12 protein-coding genes are annotated in these 18,009 nt (G+C 49.0%); 9 read left to right on the plus strand and 3 right to left on the minus strand.

Annotated elements, in window-relative coordinates:
- The first annotated feature begins 24 nt into the window (after positions 1-24).
- The 5 genes from E1919_RS10775 to E1919_RS10795 all read left to right on the plus strand — a co-directional run bounded on the left by E1919_RS10775 (position 25) and on the right by E1919_RS10795 (position 6,712).
- Complete coding sequence (locus E1919_RS10775) at positions 25-1,590, plus strand: RagB/SusD family nutrient uptake outer membrane protein (RefSeq protein ID WP_162053394.1); 1,566 nt, start codon at positions 25-27, stop codon at positions 1,588-1,590.
- A 180-nt stretch (positions 1,591-1,770) separates the two neighbouring features.
- Positions 1,771-3,513 carry a GMC family oxidoreductase gene (locus E1919_RS10780; RefSeq protein WP_162053395.1) on the plus strand — a complete coding sequence of 581 codons (1,743 nt, stop codon included), beginning with the start codon at positions 1,771-1,773 and terminating at the stop codon, positions 3,511-3,513.
- Between the two features lie 16 nt (positions 3,514-3,529).
- A complete protein-coding gene (locus tag E1919_RS10785) occupies positions 3,530-4,234 on the plus strand; it encodes a gluconate 2-dehydrogenase subunit 3 family protein (protein ID WP_162053396.1) in 705 nt (234 codons plus the stop codon).
- Positions 4,235-5,050: 816 nt separating this feature from the next.
- Positions 5,051-5,986, plus strand: coding sequence for a glycoside hydrolase family 43 protein (locus E1919_RS10790; RefSeq protein WP_162053397.1), 936 nt, complete (start codon positions 5,051-5,053; stop codon positions 5,984-5,986).
- A gap of 54 nt (positions 5,987-6,040) precedes the next feature.
- On the plus strand, positions 6,041-6,712 hold the full coding sequence (locus tag E1919_RS10795; RefSeq protein WP_162053398.1) for a porin family protein: 672 nt from the start codon (positions 6,041-6,043) through the stop codon (positions 6,710-6,712).
- 178 nt (positions 6,713-6,890) lie between these two features.
- Here E1919_RS10795 and E1919_RS10800 read toward each other — a convergent pair whose 3' ends face one another.
- The gene (locus tag E1919_RS10800; RefSeq protein ID WP_162053399.1) at positions 6,891-8,039 is read right to left on the minus strand and encodes a glycoside hydrolase family 88/105 protein; all 1,149 of its coding nucleotides are present in this window, start codon (positions 8,037-8,039) and stop codon (positions 6,891-6,893) included.
- 413 nt (positions 8,040-8,452) lie between these two features.
- Between E1919_RS10800 and E1919_RS10805 the strand changes: the two genes are divergently transcribed.
- The 4 genes from E1919_RS10805 (at position 8,453) to E1919_RS10820 (ending at position 14,748) form a co-directional block, all read left to right on the plus strand.
- Positions 8,453-9,706, plus strand: coding sequence for a DUF4861 domain-containing protein (locus tag E1919_RS10805; RefSeq protein WP_202915898.1), 1,254 nt, complete (start codon positions 8,453-8,455; stop codon positions 9,704-9,706).
- Between the two features lie 180 nt (positions 9,707-9,886).
- Complete coding sequence (locus E1919_RS10810; RefSeq protein ID WP_162053401.1) at positions 9,887-11,314, plus strand: glycoside hydrolase family 88/105 protein; 1,428 nt, start codon at positions 9,887-9,889, stop codon at positions 11,312-11,314.
- A 33-nt stretch (positions 11,315-11,347) separates the two neighbouring features.
- A complete protein-coding gene (locus E1919_RS10815; protein ID WP_237144253.1) occupies positions 11,348-12,823 on the plus strand; it encodes a rhamnogalacturonan acetylesterase in 1,476 nt (491 codons plus the stop codon).
- Between the two features lie 41 nt (positions 12,824-12,864).
- On the plus strand, positions 12,865-14,748 hold the full coding sequence (locus tag E1919_RS10820) for a rhamnogalacturonan lyase (RefSeq protein ID WP_202915899.1): 1,884 nt from the start codon (positions 12,865-12,867) through the stop codon (positions 14,746-14,748).
- Between the two features lie 229 nt (positions 14,749-14,977).
- On the opposite strand, the gene E1919_RS10825 is transcribed toward E1919_RS10820, so the two are convergent.
- Both E1919_RS10825 and E1919_RS10830 read right to left on the minus strand, forming a co-directional pair.
- The gene (locus E1919_RS10825) at positions 14,978-16,336 is read right to left on the minus strand and encodes a TolB-like translocation protein (protein ID WP_162053403.1); all 1,359 of its coding nucleotides are present in this window, start codon (positions 16,334-16,336) and stop codon (positions 14,978-14,980) included.
- A 65-nt stretch (positions 16,337-16,401) separates the two neighbouring features.
- Positions 16,402-17,955 carry a sialate O-acetylesterase gene (locus E1919_RS10830; RefSeq protein WP_162053404.1) on the minus strand — a complete coding sequence of 518 codons (1,554 nt, stop codon included), beginning with the start codon at positions 17,953-17,955 and terminating at the stop codon, positions 16,402-16,404.
- Positions 17,956-18,009: the final 54 nt, after the last annotated feature.

An 18,009-nucleotide genomic window follows, 5' to 3' on the forward strand; every position in this document is an offset into this window, starting at 1 on the left:
TCAATTTTAAAAAAGAAACGCATCATGAAGATTTATAGATTAAGAAAATTAACACAGGTTTTGCTAGGCGGGGTGCTCCTGCTCAGCGCAACAGGATGTAAAGACTTCCTGGACGAGGTGCCACCTTCCAACCTGACCCCGGATAACTTTTATACCATACCGGATCATGCGGAAGCTTCCTTAGCCGCAGCCTATGCCGATACCCGCCTGGTGTATGATGGCTCCGGAATATTTTCGTCTACCTGGCAGATGCTGGAGGCACCTACCGGAACCTCCACGACTGAAACCGGCCAGAACTCAGACCTGAACAACCTGTACGGTTTAATTTACGATGGTAATACCGGCCATGTAGCCAACTACTGGAATGGCCTGTACCGGCTGATAGCGCAAACCAACCTCTTGCTTGACAGGGTTCCGGCAATTACGCCAATGGACGAAGCCCATAAAACAAGGATTCTAGGCCAGGCAAAGTTTTTACGGGCATGGGCTTATTTCCAGGCAGTGCAGCTGTGGGGGGATGTTCCATTGATTACCACCCCGCAAAGCCTGACCTCAGAGGATTTTATGCCCGGCAGAGCACCTAAAGAAGAGGTTTACAATTTGATTGTAGCGGATCTAACGGAGGCGGAAGCGGCTGGTTTACCGTGGATGGACGCCACCGGACGGGTATCTACGGCTGCTGTTAAGTCTTTGCTGGCTAAGGTTTACTTGACTATGGCCGGCTTCCCGCTGCAGAAAGGCGCTTCCCACTACAAGTTAGCTGCCGACAAAGCCTATGAAGTGATTACGTACGCCAATGCCAACCCCGGCACCATTAACCTGTTCTCTTCCTATGCCGATGTACATAATGAGAGTACCGAAAACACGTTAGAGCACATTTTTATGGTGCAGTACAATAACCTGGTAGCAGGTAACCCGATGGAGAACATGTATCCGAACTTTAAACCGGTTACGTATGCTGGTCCTTCCGGTACTGGAAGCACGGTGCCTACTACCTCGTTTTATGACTCTTATGAGGCAGGCGACTTGCGGACCAAGAACCAGGAAGGCTATTTCTATACCAGTTACTATACCAACGGCACAGGCGATCCCTTCGAATTAGGTGCTCCTTATATTTTCAAGCACTTTAATACTACCTCCGCTGGCGCCCCCGGCCTTACTCCTACTCGCAACAACAATCTGAATGTACCCATCATCCGGTATGCCGATGTGTTGTTAATTTATGCCGAAGCGCAAAACGAACTAACAGGTCCCACACAAGAGGCTTACGATGCATTCAAAAGAATCCGGGACCGGGCGCAGTTGAGCACCCCCGCCCTGGGCACTTATGACCAGGCTTCCTTCCGGGAAGCGGTGTGGAAGGAGCGTTGGCATGAACTGGCTTACGAACAAATCACCTGGTTTGACATGGTGCGGCTACGTAAAGTCTTCAATGAAACTACGAAGGGATTTGATGATTTTGTAGGGCATGTCAACCTTAACTCAAACAAGGCTTTACAGGAAAAACACTTGCTGTTCCCGCTACCAACACCGGAACGGCGGAACAATCCGAACCTCAGCCCTCAGAACCCAGGCTATCCTGAGTTCTAATAGCTTCCTGAAAGCCTGGTACAATGCGTGCCAGGCTTTTCTGGTTACAGAAGCGGCTACTATCTTTTCCTACTCCACTAACGCCTGGATTTACTAGGCAAGGCCAGCACAGCTTTCATTAGAATATTGAAGAACTAATTTATCCACCATTTATAAGTGCTTAGATAACGAATCAACTTTATGGCATTTCAAATTAAAAAGAAGGGCGAAGTATACGATGTAGTGATTGTAGGTTCCGGGGCCGGCGGTGGTATGGCGGCAAAAATACTTTCGGAAGCAGGCGTTAAGGTAGCCCTGCTGGAAGCCGGACCTGATTATGACCCCGCTAACCCGGAGCAGCAAACCCAGTTAAAATGGTCTTATCAGTCGCCTCGGCGGGGCGCAAGTACCACGCGGGCCTTTGGTGATTTCGACGCGGCTTACGGGGGTTGGGAAATAGAAGGCGAACCTTACACCCGCAAAGATGGCACGCAGTTCGACTGGTTCCGCTCCCGGATGATGGGTGGCCGGACGAACCACTGGGGCCGTATCTCCCTGCGCTTCGGTCCGCATGATTTTAAGCATAAAAGTTTAGATGGGCTCGGCGACGACTGGCCTATCTCCTATGCTGACATCAAGCCTTACTATGACCGGGTAGACAAAATGGTAGGGGTGTTTGGCACGAACGAAGGCTTGGTTAATGATCCAGACGGTTATTTCCTGCCACCGCCTAAACCCCGTTTGCATGAGCTCATGATTAAAAAAGCGGCGATGGGTATAGGCATACCAGTTATTCCGGCCCGTAAGTCCATGCTAACCCGGCCTATCAACAAGGAGCGTGGCACCTGTTTCTTTTGCGGCCAGTGTAACCGGGGCTGTTCCGTGCACGCTGACTTTTCTTCTTCTACCTGCCTCGTGAAGCCCGCCCGCAATACGGGCAATGTGGAGGTATATGTAAACGCCATGGCCCGTGAGGTATTGACTGATAAGTCTGGGAAAGCTACCGGTATCTTATATACTGATAAAACCGATATGCAGGAATACCAGGTAAACGGCAAAGTGATTGTTTTAGCCGCCAGCGCCTGCGAATCAGCACGGCTGTTGCTTAATTCTAAATCAGCGCAGCACCCCGATGGATTAGCCAATTCAAGTGGCATGGTCGGCAAGTACCTGCACGATTCTACCGGTGCCTCTCGCAGTGCTTTTATCCCAAAGCTCATGGACCGCAAGCGCTACAACGAAGATGGCGTAGGCGGCATGCACGTGTATTCTCCGTGGTGGCTCGACAACAGTAAACTTGACTTTGCCCGGGGCTACCATATAGAATATGGTGGTGGCATGGGCATGCCTGGTTATGGTTTCGGCTCCGGTATCGAAAACTTAAATGGCAAGTATGCCGGAGGCGATGGCAGAATGAAAGCGGCTGGTGGTTACGGGGCTTCGCTAAAAGATGATTACCGCCGCTTCTACGGAGCCAACGTCGGCTTTGCCGGTCGTGGCGAGTGTATTGCCCGCGAAGACAATTACTGCGAAATAGACCCAAACGTGGTGGATAAATACGGTATACCAGTACTGCGCTTTAACTACACCTGGAGTGAGCACGAGCTAAAACAGGCCAAACACATGCACGATACCTTCGAGAGTATCATCGATGCTATGGGCGGCGTGGCTTTAGGCGATAAACCAGGGGCAGATGAAAAGTATGGTTTAGCAAACCCAGGACGTATTATTCATGAAGTGGGCACCACCCGTATGGGCAATGATCCGAAACGCTCTGTACTAAACAAATTCTGCCAGGCGCATGAAGTAAAGAATCTCTTTGTAGTAGATGGCGGACCTTTTGTGTCGCAGGCCGATAAAAACCCAACCTGGACGATTATGGCCTTATCGATGCGGGCTTCCGAATACATGTTAGATCAGGTTAAAAAGCAAAATATCGTTTAGTATAAGCATTATCATTATGGATAGAAGAGAATCATTGAAAGCACTAGCTATCGGGTCGTTAAGTGCCGGCACCTTGCTGGCAGGCTGCGACAACAATATCATTACTGACGAAAAGAAGAGTGCCAAAGCCGTTAAAAGGGAGGCCAACTCAGAAGGATACGGCCGGACAGCCGAGGAAAAAGAGCGCGATGCCCGCCTTATGGAGGAAAAGTTCTTTACTGATGCGGAAATGGTCACGATAACTATGTTGAGCGATATTATCATTCCGGCAGATGACCGCTCCGGCAGTGCCTCGGATGCAGGCGTTCCCGAGTTTATTGAATTCATCGTGAAAGACCGGCCTGAAAATCAGGTTCCGATGCGGGGTGGGTTACGCTGGTTGGATATAAAATCAAATAAGCTTTTCGGGCAGCCGTTTGCAAAGGCCAGTAAAGCCCAGCAGATAGAACTGGTAGATTTGATTGCCTACCCCGAGAAAGCGGCTCCGGAGAATAGCCAGGGCGTAACTTTTTTTAACCAGATGCGCAACATGACCGCCATGGGCTTCTTCTCGAGCAAAATGGGCATCGAAGACATGAACTACAAGGGCAATAAACCCAACGCCTGGGATGGTGTTCCGGATGAAGTGCTAAAACAATACGGCCTGTATTACGACGAAAAGACCTTGGCGCAATGCCTTAAAATCGAGGACCGGGGCGAAATCATGACCTGGGACAGTTAACCTGTTTTATACCCTGCCATTAAAGGCGGTTCTGTTGGGGTGGTAAAGCGTAGAAGCGGATGTTCTGAAGGGGCATTCGCTTCTACGCTTTGCCTGTTTTAACAAGCACATGTACAGAAGTTATTTACTGAGTCAGGGGCATCTGCTGGTGCTTGATTCTGTTTAACCTACCGTAGTGATAGTTTATCCAGCGGCACCTCACCTACTGTTTCACCTTATTTGTCTTAGCTCTCTAGGCCGAGAGGCCTCGTCTTTGTGCATCGCGCTGTGCATTTGAAGCTGCCCTCGCTCCGCTGCGGGCTGCCTCACTGCGTTCGGCATCACATCAAATACAAGGCGCTCAACCCAAAGACTGGAATCGCTTTCATTTCGTTCTAGCTGATTAAAGTAGTAAGTATAGCCTTTACTATGGGAAAAGTCCTACGCAAATGAAGCAGCAGGTTCCCCTCCTTGGACTCTAAAGGGGGCCCCTTCACCCCCAGGAGGGGAAGGGGTGGTTTGACCCGGTACATCAGAACAGATGAAAGTAGTATGAAATAGACATGAAGGCATAATTATAGTTGAGCACATCTACAGGAATAAGTATATTTCTGAGCAAAATCTGCTTGCAGCTGAAGTACTTTCTCTATCCTAAAAGTTTGGCAAGTATGTAGCAAAAGCCCACTATACAATACTACTATCTATAAGCTTCTTGCATTTCTAGGCTAACATTTTTATACTTCGGTAATTCCATTGTTTATTCATTACAAGTTTTTAAAACCTCCGCACTAAATCTACTTCACATGCCAGCACTGAAGCTGCCACTATATAAACCTTATGAAAAAACCACTGTGCTTCATTTTTCTACTACTCTCCTTCATTTCCTGTACCATCTCGCAACAACAAGCGGCACAAGAGGATGTATACCTGTTCTCCTACTTCAAAGGAAACGGAGATGGCCTGCATTTGGCCTACAGCATGGATGGCTATGAATGGAAAGCCCTGAAGAATGACTCTATTTTTCTAAAACCTACTGCCGGTAACGACAAACTCATGCGCGACCCCTGCATCATACGCGGAGCAGACGGCAGGTTCCATATGGTATGGACGGTGAGCTGGAATGAAAAAGGTCTTGGCTACGCCAGTTCAGAAGACCTGCTCAATTGGTCGGAGCAGAAGTTTATACCCGTGATGGCACATGAACCTAATGCCCGCAATACATGGGCTCCGGAGGCAACCTACGATGACGAGAAGAAGGAATACATGATCTACTGGGCTACTACTATTACGGGGCTTTACCCTGAAACTCAATCTGAGAAAGATGATGCCTACAACCACCGCATGTACTATGTCACCACAAAAGATTTCAAGGATTTTAGTGAGACAAAGTTGCTTTATGAGCCGGGCTTCAATGTGATAGATGCCACTATTGTAAATGACAACAACCGCTATATGATGTTTCTGAAAGACGAAACACGTGAGCCAGCTCAGAAAAACATAAAGGTGGCCTACAGCGATAACTTAACAGGTCCCTACAGTGCCGCCAGCCCTCCCATTACTGGTAGCTACTGGGCAGAAGGCCCCACAACTTTAAAGCTCGAAGATAAGTGGCTCGTTTATTTTGATAAATACATAGACCACAGCATGGGTGCGGTGCAGTCAGACGACCTGAAAAACTGGACCGACATCTCCGATAAAATCTCCTTCCCCGAAGGAATGCGTCATGGCAGCATCTTCAAAGTGACGAAGGCTGAGTTTGAGAAATTACAGTAATTTTATAGCCTTTATTTACTACCTGTCTCTCAAAAGAAAGTAATATTACAGTTTATGAAAAAGGTTATTCTAGCACTTACCCTTTTAGTTTGTTCCATTGAGTTTAGCCACGGCCAAATAGAATTAGGCATAAAAGCGGGAGGAGCTTTAGCAAACATGGAATTACGAGGAGTAGAAGATAGCCGTATCAAGCCAAGTTACTACTTTGGAGCGTTTTCAGAAGTGAACCTAACAGAGAAACTCATCATCAGGCCCGAAGTGTTGTATTCTAGTAAAGGGACTCGGTTCTCGGACCATGAAGTTTATGGTGACGGCTTGATAAACTATAATTATATAAGTGTTCCTGTCTTGGCCGGGTTTAAGGTAAATGAAGGGCTAAAGCTACTTGTTGGTCCTGAAATCAATTTGTTAGCAGGGTACTATTCGAGGTACAGGGATGAGATTCATACCCTTGGTAATCCAAATCGGAAAGTCGACTGGGCTTTCAACTGGGGCCTGGCCTACAGCATAACCTCTAAATTAGGTGTAGAGGTAAGATACGCTCACGGCCTTCGGAATTATTTTCATTTCGTTTACTTTGACCAGGATGCGCATGTACACACCTTGAGAACAGTAGGGGCTAATAAGGTTTTTCAGGTAGGCCTAACCTATACATTTCTTAGAAGAGAGTTCAAAAAGCAGCAGCAGTCAAGAGGAACAGAACTTAATGAGGAGGTAATGAAATAAAAAAGTTATTAGGGAATATATTATGAAGGCTAACAATGTATGCAACCTTATTGAACCCAAAATTCACTGAATAAAGAATAAGCAGTAATCATCTACATAAAACTGCTCTACAATGCAAAAGGGATGTGGCTTCGTTAGCCACATCCCTTTTGCATTGTAGAGTGTTCTAAAACGGGTACTAATACTTCATTTTCAGGATTTCTGTGCCGGCGAGGAGGAAGCAGCCGAGGCCGTAGTCTTCGAAGTCAGGCTTGCTGGTGTAGGACACAGGTTGACCATCTTTAGGCTCTTTACCAGTGCCTTGCACATAGCCCAAAAACCCATCTTTATGTACCGCATCTTTCTCCATTGCATTCCACGCCTTTGCAATAACTGGGGTATATACTTTAGGGTCCAGCAGGCCATTGTTTACTCCCCAAGCCATACCATATGCAAATAAAGCAGTACCGGTGGTTTCTTTACCTCCAAAGTGAGTAGGGTCGTGCAAACTTACATTCCAGAAACCATCTGGTCTTTGAAGTGGCACCAGCGCCTTCATCATCTCCAGGTATGTTTTCTCGTATTCCTCACGGTGTGGTGCGTCTTTCGGCATAATTTCCATGGTTCTTACCAAAGCTGCTACTACCCAGCCATTGCCTCTTGACCAATAAGTATCTTCCCCGTTTGGTGCTTTGTAAGGTGGCACAAAGTCAGCATCACGCCACCACAGGCCATCTTCCGAGTTATACAAGCCACCGCCAATTTCATTTTTGGCCGCATCGTATAGGTCATACATCTTCTCAAAGTAAGCATCATCTTTATACAAGACGCCCAGCTTTGCATACACCGGCATGGCCATCTGAAGCGCATCAATCCAGTCCCAGTCATCCTTCTTCTCAGAGTTCACCATGTTATCAATGGATGCCTTGATATCACGGATTCGCTCCGGCTTTGGATCTATCATGTACAGATCAATATAAGTCTGGCCGGCAGCCTGGTTATCGGCATTTCGGGTAGACACACCGTCGCGCAAACCCCAGTTGTGCTTCTCACCCCACTCCACTGCATAATCGTAATATCGTTGCTGCGGGTCCGCCTTGTATAACTCCATCAGGCCCTCATAATAAACGGCACGCGTCCAGATATTGCTTGGGCGGGTTTTGTTTGTCACTATCTCCTTACCAGGGTCCGTCCATTTCTGCATGAAATAGTCATTGGCAAGCGTAAGGGTTTTTAGAATTTTTTTCTTCTTCGGCAGTTTCTCAACACCAGTAGTCTGGGCTGCACAGGTGAGCGCTAGCAAACACAAAAAGAAGGTATTCCGAAGGGATGTGATACTGATAGTCATGCTGGTTATTTAAATTTTAGAACTCTTTCGCTGTTGTTTAAGCTGATAAGAAAACAAAAAAACACTGTTTTATCAGCACCAATTTATAAACTTTGAATACAAAAGAAGTAAATAGTATGCTCTGTAAAGCTAAAGTAAGAGACAATACTTATTTTTCTATCCTGCTCTATCCTGTGAGCCTCCTCCCTAAAAATGAATGATGTTAAGCTAGATGTACAGCATTCCAGCCAACAGCGCCTGCTTTCTGGTTTTCTTTCCAAACAGGTTAGAACAGGATAGCCAGCTATGTCTTATTTATTACATTTGGAAATACCTGTTTATCAGCAGCAGTTATATCTCCAAACATTTAACCACCATTATTCTCCATGATAATAAAAGGTATTGCTCCGCTCTCCCTGGTCTGCTTTTGCAGCATGCTATTTTCGTGCCAGTCAAAAGAGAACCAACCACAGGAAGTTGTTCTCACAAACCAATCAACGGTTGCACTCACCGATAAAGCCATTTCCATCAAACGGGACAAACTTTCTGGTATGCCCGACGGAGCCAGATATCCAGTTCTCCTTACCCAAACCGGTGATACCATTGCGGCACAGTTAGATGATTTGGATGGTGACAATGAATGGGATGAGCTGTTTTTTGTCATTGATTTACCCGCTAACGGCGAGCAGACGCTGCAACTGTCATGGGCAAGCGCACAACCTGATTATACCACACGCACCAGTGTCCGGTTCGGGAAACGCACGGCTGCAGAGTCGCCGGTGCAGCCTAGAACTAGCGACACGCTTTATGCCAATCAACTGCCTAAAAGTGCCGGCATGGGCTATCAGCCTTACCAAACAGATGGGCCTGCATGGGAAAACGACAAGGTGGGCTTCCGCCACTACTTAGATGGACGGAACGCCAAAGATATTTTCGGCAAGAAAGTTTCCTATATGTCACCGGAAACGGTGGGCATCAGTAACACTGGTGCCGTGGAAGACAACTATCATGAAATGAAAGAATGGGGCCGGGACATTATGGCAGTAGGCAGTTCAACAGGCATTGGCGGCATTGCCCTCATGATTGGCGACACCCCCTACCGCTTGGGAGTAACCGTAAATGACACGGCAAACAATGTCGAGAACACCACATTCAATATCATCACCGAAGGACCGGTACGGTCGATGATGCACCTCCGCTATAACAACTGGAAGCCGGATGGCACAGACCGAACATATAAGGTAGAAGAGCAGCCCACCATCTGGCCAGGCATGTACGCGTACCGCAATACGGCCAGCGTTTCTGGTTTGCAGGGTGATGAAACGCTGCTCATCGGCATGAATAACCTGGATCAGACAGACTCCATTGCAGAAATTAATGTGGATGATGAGTGGGTGATACTGCTGACGCACGACCGCGAAACCTACAACAACGAATGGATACTGGGCCTGGCGCTAATTTTACCGAAGACTGCCTACCAGGGCTATATGGAAGCACCAGCTTCAGGCAGACTGGCACAGGCTTACTTTGCCAAAATGAAAGTGCAGGAAAACCAACCTGTAACCTACTATGCAGTAGGTGGCTGGGAGCTAAGCAACGAAGCCTTCAAAGATTCCGCCTCCTTCCGAAACTATGTGCAGGACCTCACCCGCCAGTTAGCTGCCGAGGTTGATGTACAGGTAAGGTAATGGCAGTTAGCTTCTGAAATTTAGCCCCTTCCAAACCAGAAGCCGGACAGTACAGGATAGGTTTTTTTCTAATTCTTCCTATTTTAGAAACATTATTCTTATCTCAGCAAGAACAGGAACAACATTAATGGCTTAAGTCTGTGAGGTAAAGCATCTCCCGCAATACAAAAAAACATTCGAATGAAAGCAGTAGCAAAATACTCAAATCCTGTTGTACATAGCAGCAACTACCATTGGTTTAGCACTAAAGCCCGTAAAGCGTTCTTTGCGCTTTCCTTAGTAGCTGCTTTTCAAACGGCGCAGGCGCAGACGACGCCAGCCAAAGTCTCAGATGTTAATACGCCGCTGCACGCCATGCAGCCCGACTATCCCACCCCATATGGTAACACCACGGTAGCCGATGTTACTAAGGTACTGACGCGGGTGCATGCCTACCTCGACGCCACTACTCCCGCCCGCATGGTAGACCAGAAAACAGGGAAGCAAATCACAAACCTCAAGAAGCTGAACAGTGATGCGAAATTAGAACAGGGCGACTTCCGGTTAACCAGCTACGAGTGGGGCGTGACCTATGCGGGGATGCTCCTGGCGGGGGAAGCCACCGGGGATCCGCGCTTTACGAACTATACGGCAGAGCGGTTAAATTTCCTGGCTGACCTGGCACCCTACTACCGGAACGAGATGAAGAAAAACCCGCAGGTAGATACACCGCTCCGGCAGGTGCTGGCACCGCACGCCCTCGATGACGCAGGTGCTATGTGTGCCGCCATGATAAAGGCCAGCCGCTACGGGGTAACAAAGTCAGACCTGCGCCCCCTCATCGACAACTACATCTACTACATCAGCAACAAAGAATTCCGGCTTCCTGACGGCACGCTTGCACGTAACCGCCCGCTGCCAAACACCATATGGCTCGATGACTTGTTTATGAGTGTACCGGCGCTGGCGCAGATGGGAAAACTGACCGGGGAGCGCCGCTATTATGATGATGCCGTAAAGCAGGTCGTGCAGTTCTCGGAACGCATGTTTAACAAAGAGAAAGGCTTATATATGCACGGATGGGTGCAAGGCATGGAGCCGCATCCACAGTTCCATTGGGCACGTGCCAATGGCTGGGCTATTATGACTCTGGTTGAACTGCTGGAAGTACTGCCGCAGGACCATCCGGGTTATCCAAAAGTGATGGACCAGCTACAGGCACATGCAAAAGGCCTTGCATCCTATCAGGCAGGTGAAGGCTTCTGGCACCAGCTCATCGACCGCAACAACTCGTATTTAGAAACCTCCGCTACCGCCATATATGCCTACTCCATCGCCCGGGCTATAAATAAAGGCTGGGTAGATAAGCAGGCGTATGGTCCGATGGTGCTGCTGGCCTGGAATGCAGTCGCTACACAGGTGAACGACAAGGGGCAGGTGGGAGGAACCTGCGTGGGCACAGGCATGGCCTTTGACCCCGCCTTTTATTTTTACCGCCCTATCAATGTGTATGCAGCCCATGGCTATGGTCCGGTGTTACTGGCAGGCGCTGAAGTTATCAACCTTTTAAAGGGAAGCAAATACGAGATAAACGATAGTTCTGTGCAGTTCTCTTCCCAGAACCAATAGCCGAAACCATTTCATCATTTACCACAACCCGGCATGAGGCAGAGCGTTCGTCAGCCAATGAGGCATCAGTTTATAAGGCAGGTAATGCTAAGCAGCACTATCTGCTGCTTCTTGTTAGGCTGTAAAACAACAAAGACGGACGAGACAGGTATAGGGCAGGCGAATGCACAACTGGAGGCTAACAACGCTGCCCCACAGCCTTCTGAAACGCCAACCACACCTGACAATGCCAACGCTGAGACAGCGCAGGCTATTCTAAAAAAATTTGACTTTGGCTCCGGAGAGGTGCAGCCAGGGTATCAGCAGATAACACCAGCTACTATTTATACAAAAGAGCGTGGCTACGGCATCATCAGCAAATCTCCTGTGCAGGCCATCAACCGGGAAGGTGCAGATGCCTTACGCAGCGACTTTGTAACCAGCCAAGCTCCTTTCTATTTTGCAGTAGACCTGCCAGAGGGAAATTACGAAGTAACGGTACTGCTGGGCGACCTGCAGGGCATTTCCAATACCACTGTAAAAGCGGAGTCAAGAAGGCTGATGCTGGAAGAGGTGCAAACGCCATCCGGCAAAGTAGAATCCCACACCTTCACCGTAAACGTGCGCACGCCTCGCATTGGTGCTGAAGAAAGCATCCGCCTGAAGCCCCGGGAAAATGTATACCTGAACTGGGACGATAAGCTGACACTGGAATTCAACAACTCCCGCCCCTGTGTGGCCGCCATTGAAATCAGGGAGGTAAACGATGTGATTAGCATGTACCTGGCAGGAAACTCTACGGTGGTAGACCAGGAATTCGAACCATGGGCCGCCTGGGGACAGATGATTCCGCGCTTCTTTAAACCCGGTGTGGTAGTCACCAACTATGCCGAATCAGGGGAGTCATTAAAAGCTTTTGTCGGGGAGAAACGGCTGGCAAAAATATTGAGTGTCATCAAGCCCAACGACTACCTGTTCATTGAATTTGCCCATAACGATCAGAAACCAGGCTCCTCTCATGTAGAGCCATTCACCACGTACAAAGACATGCTGAAGCACTATATCTCCGAGGCTCGTAAACGCGGAGCCATACCAGTGCTGGTCACGTCGATGCATCGCCGCAACTTTGACGAGCAGGGCAAGATCATCAACACGCTGGGAGACTACCCGGAGGCGGTGCGCCAGACGGCAAAAGAAGAGCAGGTAGCACTGGTTGACCTGAACGCGATGAGCAAGGAGTTCTATGAAGCCATGGGGCCTGAAAAGTCTAAAAAAGCTTTTGTGCATTATCCTGCCGGCACTTTTCCCGGACAGGATACAGAGTTGGAAGACAACACCCACTTTAGCACGTATGGGGCCTACCAGCTTGCCAGAGGCATAGTGGAGGGCATTAAGAAAAACAACTTAAAGCTGGCAGATTACCTGCGGGACGATGTGAAACCATTTGATCCCGCTAACCCGGACCCGGTGGAGAAATGGCAGCTTCCGCAAAGTCCTGATGTAACGGCAGTAAAGCCAGACGGAAGCTAAGACGGTTTTTTTGACACATCTGCTTCCATAAAGAAATGGACATGAAGAACCAAAGTAAAATAATATCCTTGTTAAGCTTTTTCCTTTTCCTGAATCTGACGCAGGCTACTGCGCAGCGGCAAATGGAATACCTGAACCGTGGCGTGGTAGCTGTACCTGCAGGGGATGATTCTGTATTTGTAAGCTGGCGCCTGCTCGGAACAGAGCCAGAAGAAACAGCCTTCAACCTTTATCGGAAGACAGGAAGTAAAAAACCTGTGAAGCTAAACAAAAAGCCGATTACCGAAAGTACGAATTACACAGATGCAGGAGTAAACCAGAATCAGGAAACTGTTTATTTTGTGAGACCAGTGCTGAACGGAAAAGAGCGTGAAGCTTCTGAAGCCGCAGCTGCATGGCGCCAGAACTACCTAACCCTTCCGCTACAAACGCCGGAAGGCTACTCGCCTAACGATGCCTCTGTAGGTGACCTGAACGGGGATGGACAATATGAAATCATCATCCATATGACCGGCAGGAGCCGCGACACGCCTGCAAAAGGCTTCACCGATGAACCCATTTTTCATGCTTATACTTTGGACGGTGAATTGCTCTGGAAAATAAACCTGGGCAAGAACATCCGGGAAGGAGCGCACTACACGCAGTTCATCGTTATAGATATGGATGGAGACGGCATCGCAGAGTTCGCCTGCAAAACCGCCGACGGCACTGTAGACGGAAAGGGCAAAGTGATTGGCGATGCTTGTAAAGACTGGCGCGATAAAAACGGGAAAATCCTGCAAGGGCCGGAATATTTTACCGTGTTTGATGGGCGAACCGGTGCAGCGCTTGCTACCGCCGATTTCATACCCGGCAGAGGCGACTTGTGCGGCTGGGGCGGCGTGGGTGGCAACAGCGGCAACGACTGCGACGGCAATCGGGTAGATCGTTTCCTGGCAGGAGCCGCATACCTCGACGGTAAACTGCCCAGTGTGCTGATGGCTCGCGGCTACTATGGCCGGTCTGTGATAGCTGCTTGGGATTGGCGCGACGGAAAGCTAACCTCCCGTTGGGTATTTGATACAGAAGACGGTGAAAATCCTTTTTCCGGCCAGGGCAATCACAGCCTCAGCGTAAACGATATAGACAAAGACGGCAAAGATGAAATTGTCTACGGTGCGATGGCGGTAGACGACAATGGCAAGGGCATCTACACCACCGGCCTCCGCCACGGCGATGCTTTGCACGTAAGTCAGCTTGACCCAAGCAACCCCGACCAGCTGGCCTGGGGCATCCATGAAAACGAAACAAACGCAACCGGCTACGGTGTAGCCCTCTACAACGCCCGGACAGGAGAAATCATCTGGGGAGGCGAAGAAGGACAGGATGTTGGCCGTGGCCTGGCAGCAGACATCGATCCACGTAACCCCAGTGCAGAAATGTGGTGGAACGGCAACAAGGGGCTGTATAATGTAAAGGGCGAGAAAATCGGCAAAAATCCCTCTTCCACCAACTTCGCCATCTGGTGGGACGGTGACCTGCTGCGGGAACTCCTCAACAGCAACTACATTGATAAGTGGGACTATAATCAGGAGCAACAGGTGCGCTTACTAACAGCGGAAGGTGCTACTTCTAACAACGGTACCAAAGCAACCCCCGCTTTAAGCGCAGACTTGTTTGGCGACTGGCGCGAGGAAGTGATTTTCAGAACAGAAGACAATCAAAGCCTCCGCATCTACACCACCACCATCCCCACTAACCACCGCCTGTACACCCTGATGCACGACCCGCAGTACCGGCTGAGCATTACGTGGCAGAACGTAGGATATAACCAGCCGCCGCACACCAGTTTCTACCTGGGGCATGGTATGGAAAAGCCGCCCCGTCCGGATATTATCGTTCCAAAAAAGACCGACAATAAAGATAAGAGCAAGAAGCGGTTATAGTCTATTCTGGCGCCGGTATCCAACCGGTGACGAACAGTGGGTGCGAGTCTCCAGACGCGCTTGTGCTTTCCGGGTCAAACCACCCCTATCCCTCAGAGCTACGCTCGTTAGGTCAAAACTCTCGTTTTGGCTAATCCAAGGAGGGGAGTCTGCTGCTTCGTTTTGCCTCAGACTTTTTCCATTGCTAATGCTTTACTGCTACAATCGCTCCTACTGCCGTTTTCCTACTCTACAACCCTTCCGGATGCAGCGGCACCATCATGATATCACTATCTGTGAGCATACTGGAATTGAAGAGTACCCATTTTCCATCCGGGCTAATAGATTGATGGGCATGTGCCTGGCTTGAAAAAGGGCTTTTGGTGTTAGGTCGGTGGCCAGTCGTGAGTAGCGTTGCGTCACCTGTTTCTACATTTATCCGATAAATATTACCGTCGAAAGAATCGCCTACTGCCCACTTTAAATTCTTTGTGCCTGCAGCATGCCAGTAGCCTCCTAGCTCTTTGGCCTGCCCCAGTCTTTTGACAACTTCATTGGTGCGGATGTTAAACAAGACAATTCCTGTAGGGTTCTTTCTCAGCCGATCAATATGACCCATTATGTTGAACATGATATGGTCGGGACCTGCAAATATTTCGTGCGTTACCCACTCATCAGCCTTTTCTTTATAGACGGGCCGGTTCGTTACTTTACCTTTTTTGTCGACACTCAAGACCCACATCCGTTGCGGCGCGTCGCCACCTGTTTCCCAGCAGTACATCATTTCACCGGAAACAAAGGGGTTTGCCTGAAAATGGCCTGTTCTGAAAGGTACTTCTACAAGCTTTGTCGTTTTGTTGCTGTCAAAGTCCACGCTATAAATAGCAGAGTGATCGTTATCTGCTCTTGTTGAGAAGAAAATTCTTTTTTCGCTTACATCCAGGCACATCCCACCTGGCTTCAGTTCGTCAGGGATAGTAGCCACTACCTTTTCATAGTTGGTGGGGTGCTTCACCTTTCCCTGTTTGCTGTCAGCGAGTAATTTCTCCAGATTCACTTCCACTACCTGGTTATCCCGGATTTGAAAAGCTACGTTTCGCTTATGTCCTAGCAGCAGATCGCCACCACTGCGGCCTGTCGTCACCTGAACAATTTCGTGGTTATCCATGGAGATGGCGTAATACTGCCGGACTCTCTGCGGTGTTTTGTCGCTGGCAAACGTTACGTTCCCTCCTGCCGCAGTATTCCTGTTCGAGCTGAAGACGATGTACTTTCCATCCGCCGTCCAGTTGGGGTGGTCCTGGTAGATTTTAGAACTGCTGTGCCTGGAGGTGGTTAGGGCTGTTACTTTAACGCCTGTTACAGGGTCTGTTATAATAAGGCTTTCCGAAGGGAAACGCTGCCCAAAGATATCGGTACCCGCCATATCAAAGGTCTTGTCCACATGGGCTCTGTCAGAGTAATCTATACCTTCCACAACCTGTGCCGAGGCCGTCGAAGAAAGCCCTAGAATACTTACACCTGCTATCACCATTCCGGCACCTCCTGATGTCAGAAAAAGTAGTTTCAGTCGCTTTGCTATTTGAAGGGTAGAACAGCTTATTTGCATATTTCAGGAATATCAGGTTGAAACACTTTTTCAGGATTACTTAGCTTCTTAGTTCCGCAGTTGTATCAATTTTTACCATAAGTCTCCGCCTGCCAGGTGTCTGTCCGGAAAGGAGTAGCAGGCAGTCCGGCTTTGTTGTACAGGTTTGGTTCCGGTATCCGCTCCCAGGCAAACCGTACGGCTACGGGATTCTTCACCTCATTACTCCAGACCACCACTTTGTTTCCTTCTATCTTAGCCTGCGCCGGAACAAACTGCTGATCAGCACCGGCAATGGTAAACTCTGTTAAGTCGCCATCCTTTGCTACCAAACCTCCGGCGACATGGTCAAACGATAGCTTTATCTTATTCTTAGCTACCTGCATGGATTTGTAGACAGGGCCGGAATAGACGATATTTTTCTGCCCGTAGTTCTTTGCCAGTGCCCATAGTGCCAGGCGCTTTCCGACCACCTGCTTGTTTTGCGGGTGAATATCCAGCGAGTCTCCGGCATCGGTGATAACAGCCATACCTGTGTTGGGAACCGTTTGCATGGTTAATAACTGCGCTTCCCGTATCTCTGGCCGCTGGCTCCGGTGCGGGGCAATCTGCACAAAGTAGAAAGGGAAATCACTTTTCCAGCCTTGCCGCCAGTTGGCAATCATAGCCGGGAAAAGCTTGCGGTACTGGTAGGCTCTCTCGGCATTGGACTCGCCCTGGTACCAGATAGCACCTTTGATAGTATAAGGCAACAGCGGCGCAACCATGGCATTGTATAGCTTGTAAGGAGACTTGTGATGCTTCGGCCCCATTGGCTCACGCGGGGCAGCGGCAGGCTTTTCGCCTCTATCCTTTGCTTCCTCCGACTCCTTTTTCCAATTTTCCAGCTCCTCCCTGTACACCTCTATCGCCTCCGGATACTTTTCTACATCCACCGTATACCTTTCCAGTATCGGTATCAAGTCAGCATCAGATTCTAGCACCTCCTTTTGGGTCCAGCCTTCTGCGGGTGTTCCGCCCCATGAGGTGTTTATCAAGCCTATCGGCAGTCCGGTCTTTTCATAGATTTCTCTTGCAAAGAAATAAGCCACTGCCGAAAAGTCACCAACAGTAGCCGGGCTGGCAACCTGCCAGTTTCCTTCCACATCTTGCTGTGGCTCGTCTGCTACTTCGCGCGCTACCGTAAACATCCTTATCTGGGGGTAACCTGCCTTTGCTATTTCCTCCTGGTAGTTGACCACACCCGTTGCCCAGCCGGAATTTTCAATCGGTGCCACAGGGAAATGCATGTTGCTCTGGCCGGAGCAAATCCACACTTCGCCTGCCAGCACATTATTCAGTTGTATGACATTGTTCCCTTTGAACAAGATGGTATAAGGTCCGCCTGCTTTCGGGGTATAGAGCTTTACCTGCCAATTGCCGGTTGCATCAGCGTTCGTCTTTACCGCCTGGTTATTCCAACTCCCGGTCACTTCCACTGCTTCGCCCGGGTCAGCCCAACCCCAGAGTGTTACACCTGTATTCTGCTGCAAAACCATATTATCAGAAAGCAGGGCAGGAAGTTTAATGTTTGCCGCTAACCTGTTGCTGAAGAACAACAGCAGGCACAACCCTAAAAGTCCTCCGAATCTAAAGTCCATTTAATGTCCGTTTTATTAATCTGAAGGTAATATAACACCTCCTGCTTACAAGAC

Origin of the sequence: Pontibacter pamirensis, from assembly GCF_010015475.1 — a bacterium.
Taxonomy (GTDB): domain Bacteria; phylum Bacteroidota; class Bacteroidia; order Cytophagales; family Hymenobacteraceae; genus Pontibacter; species Pontibacter pamirensis.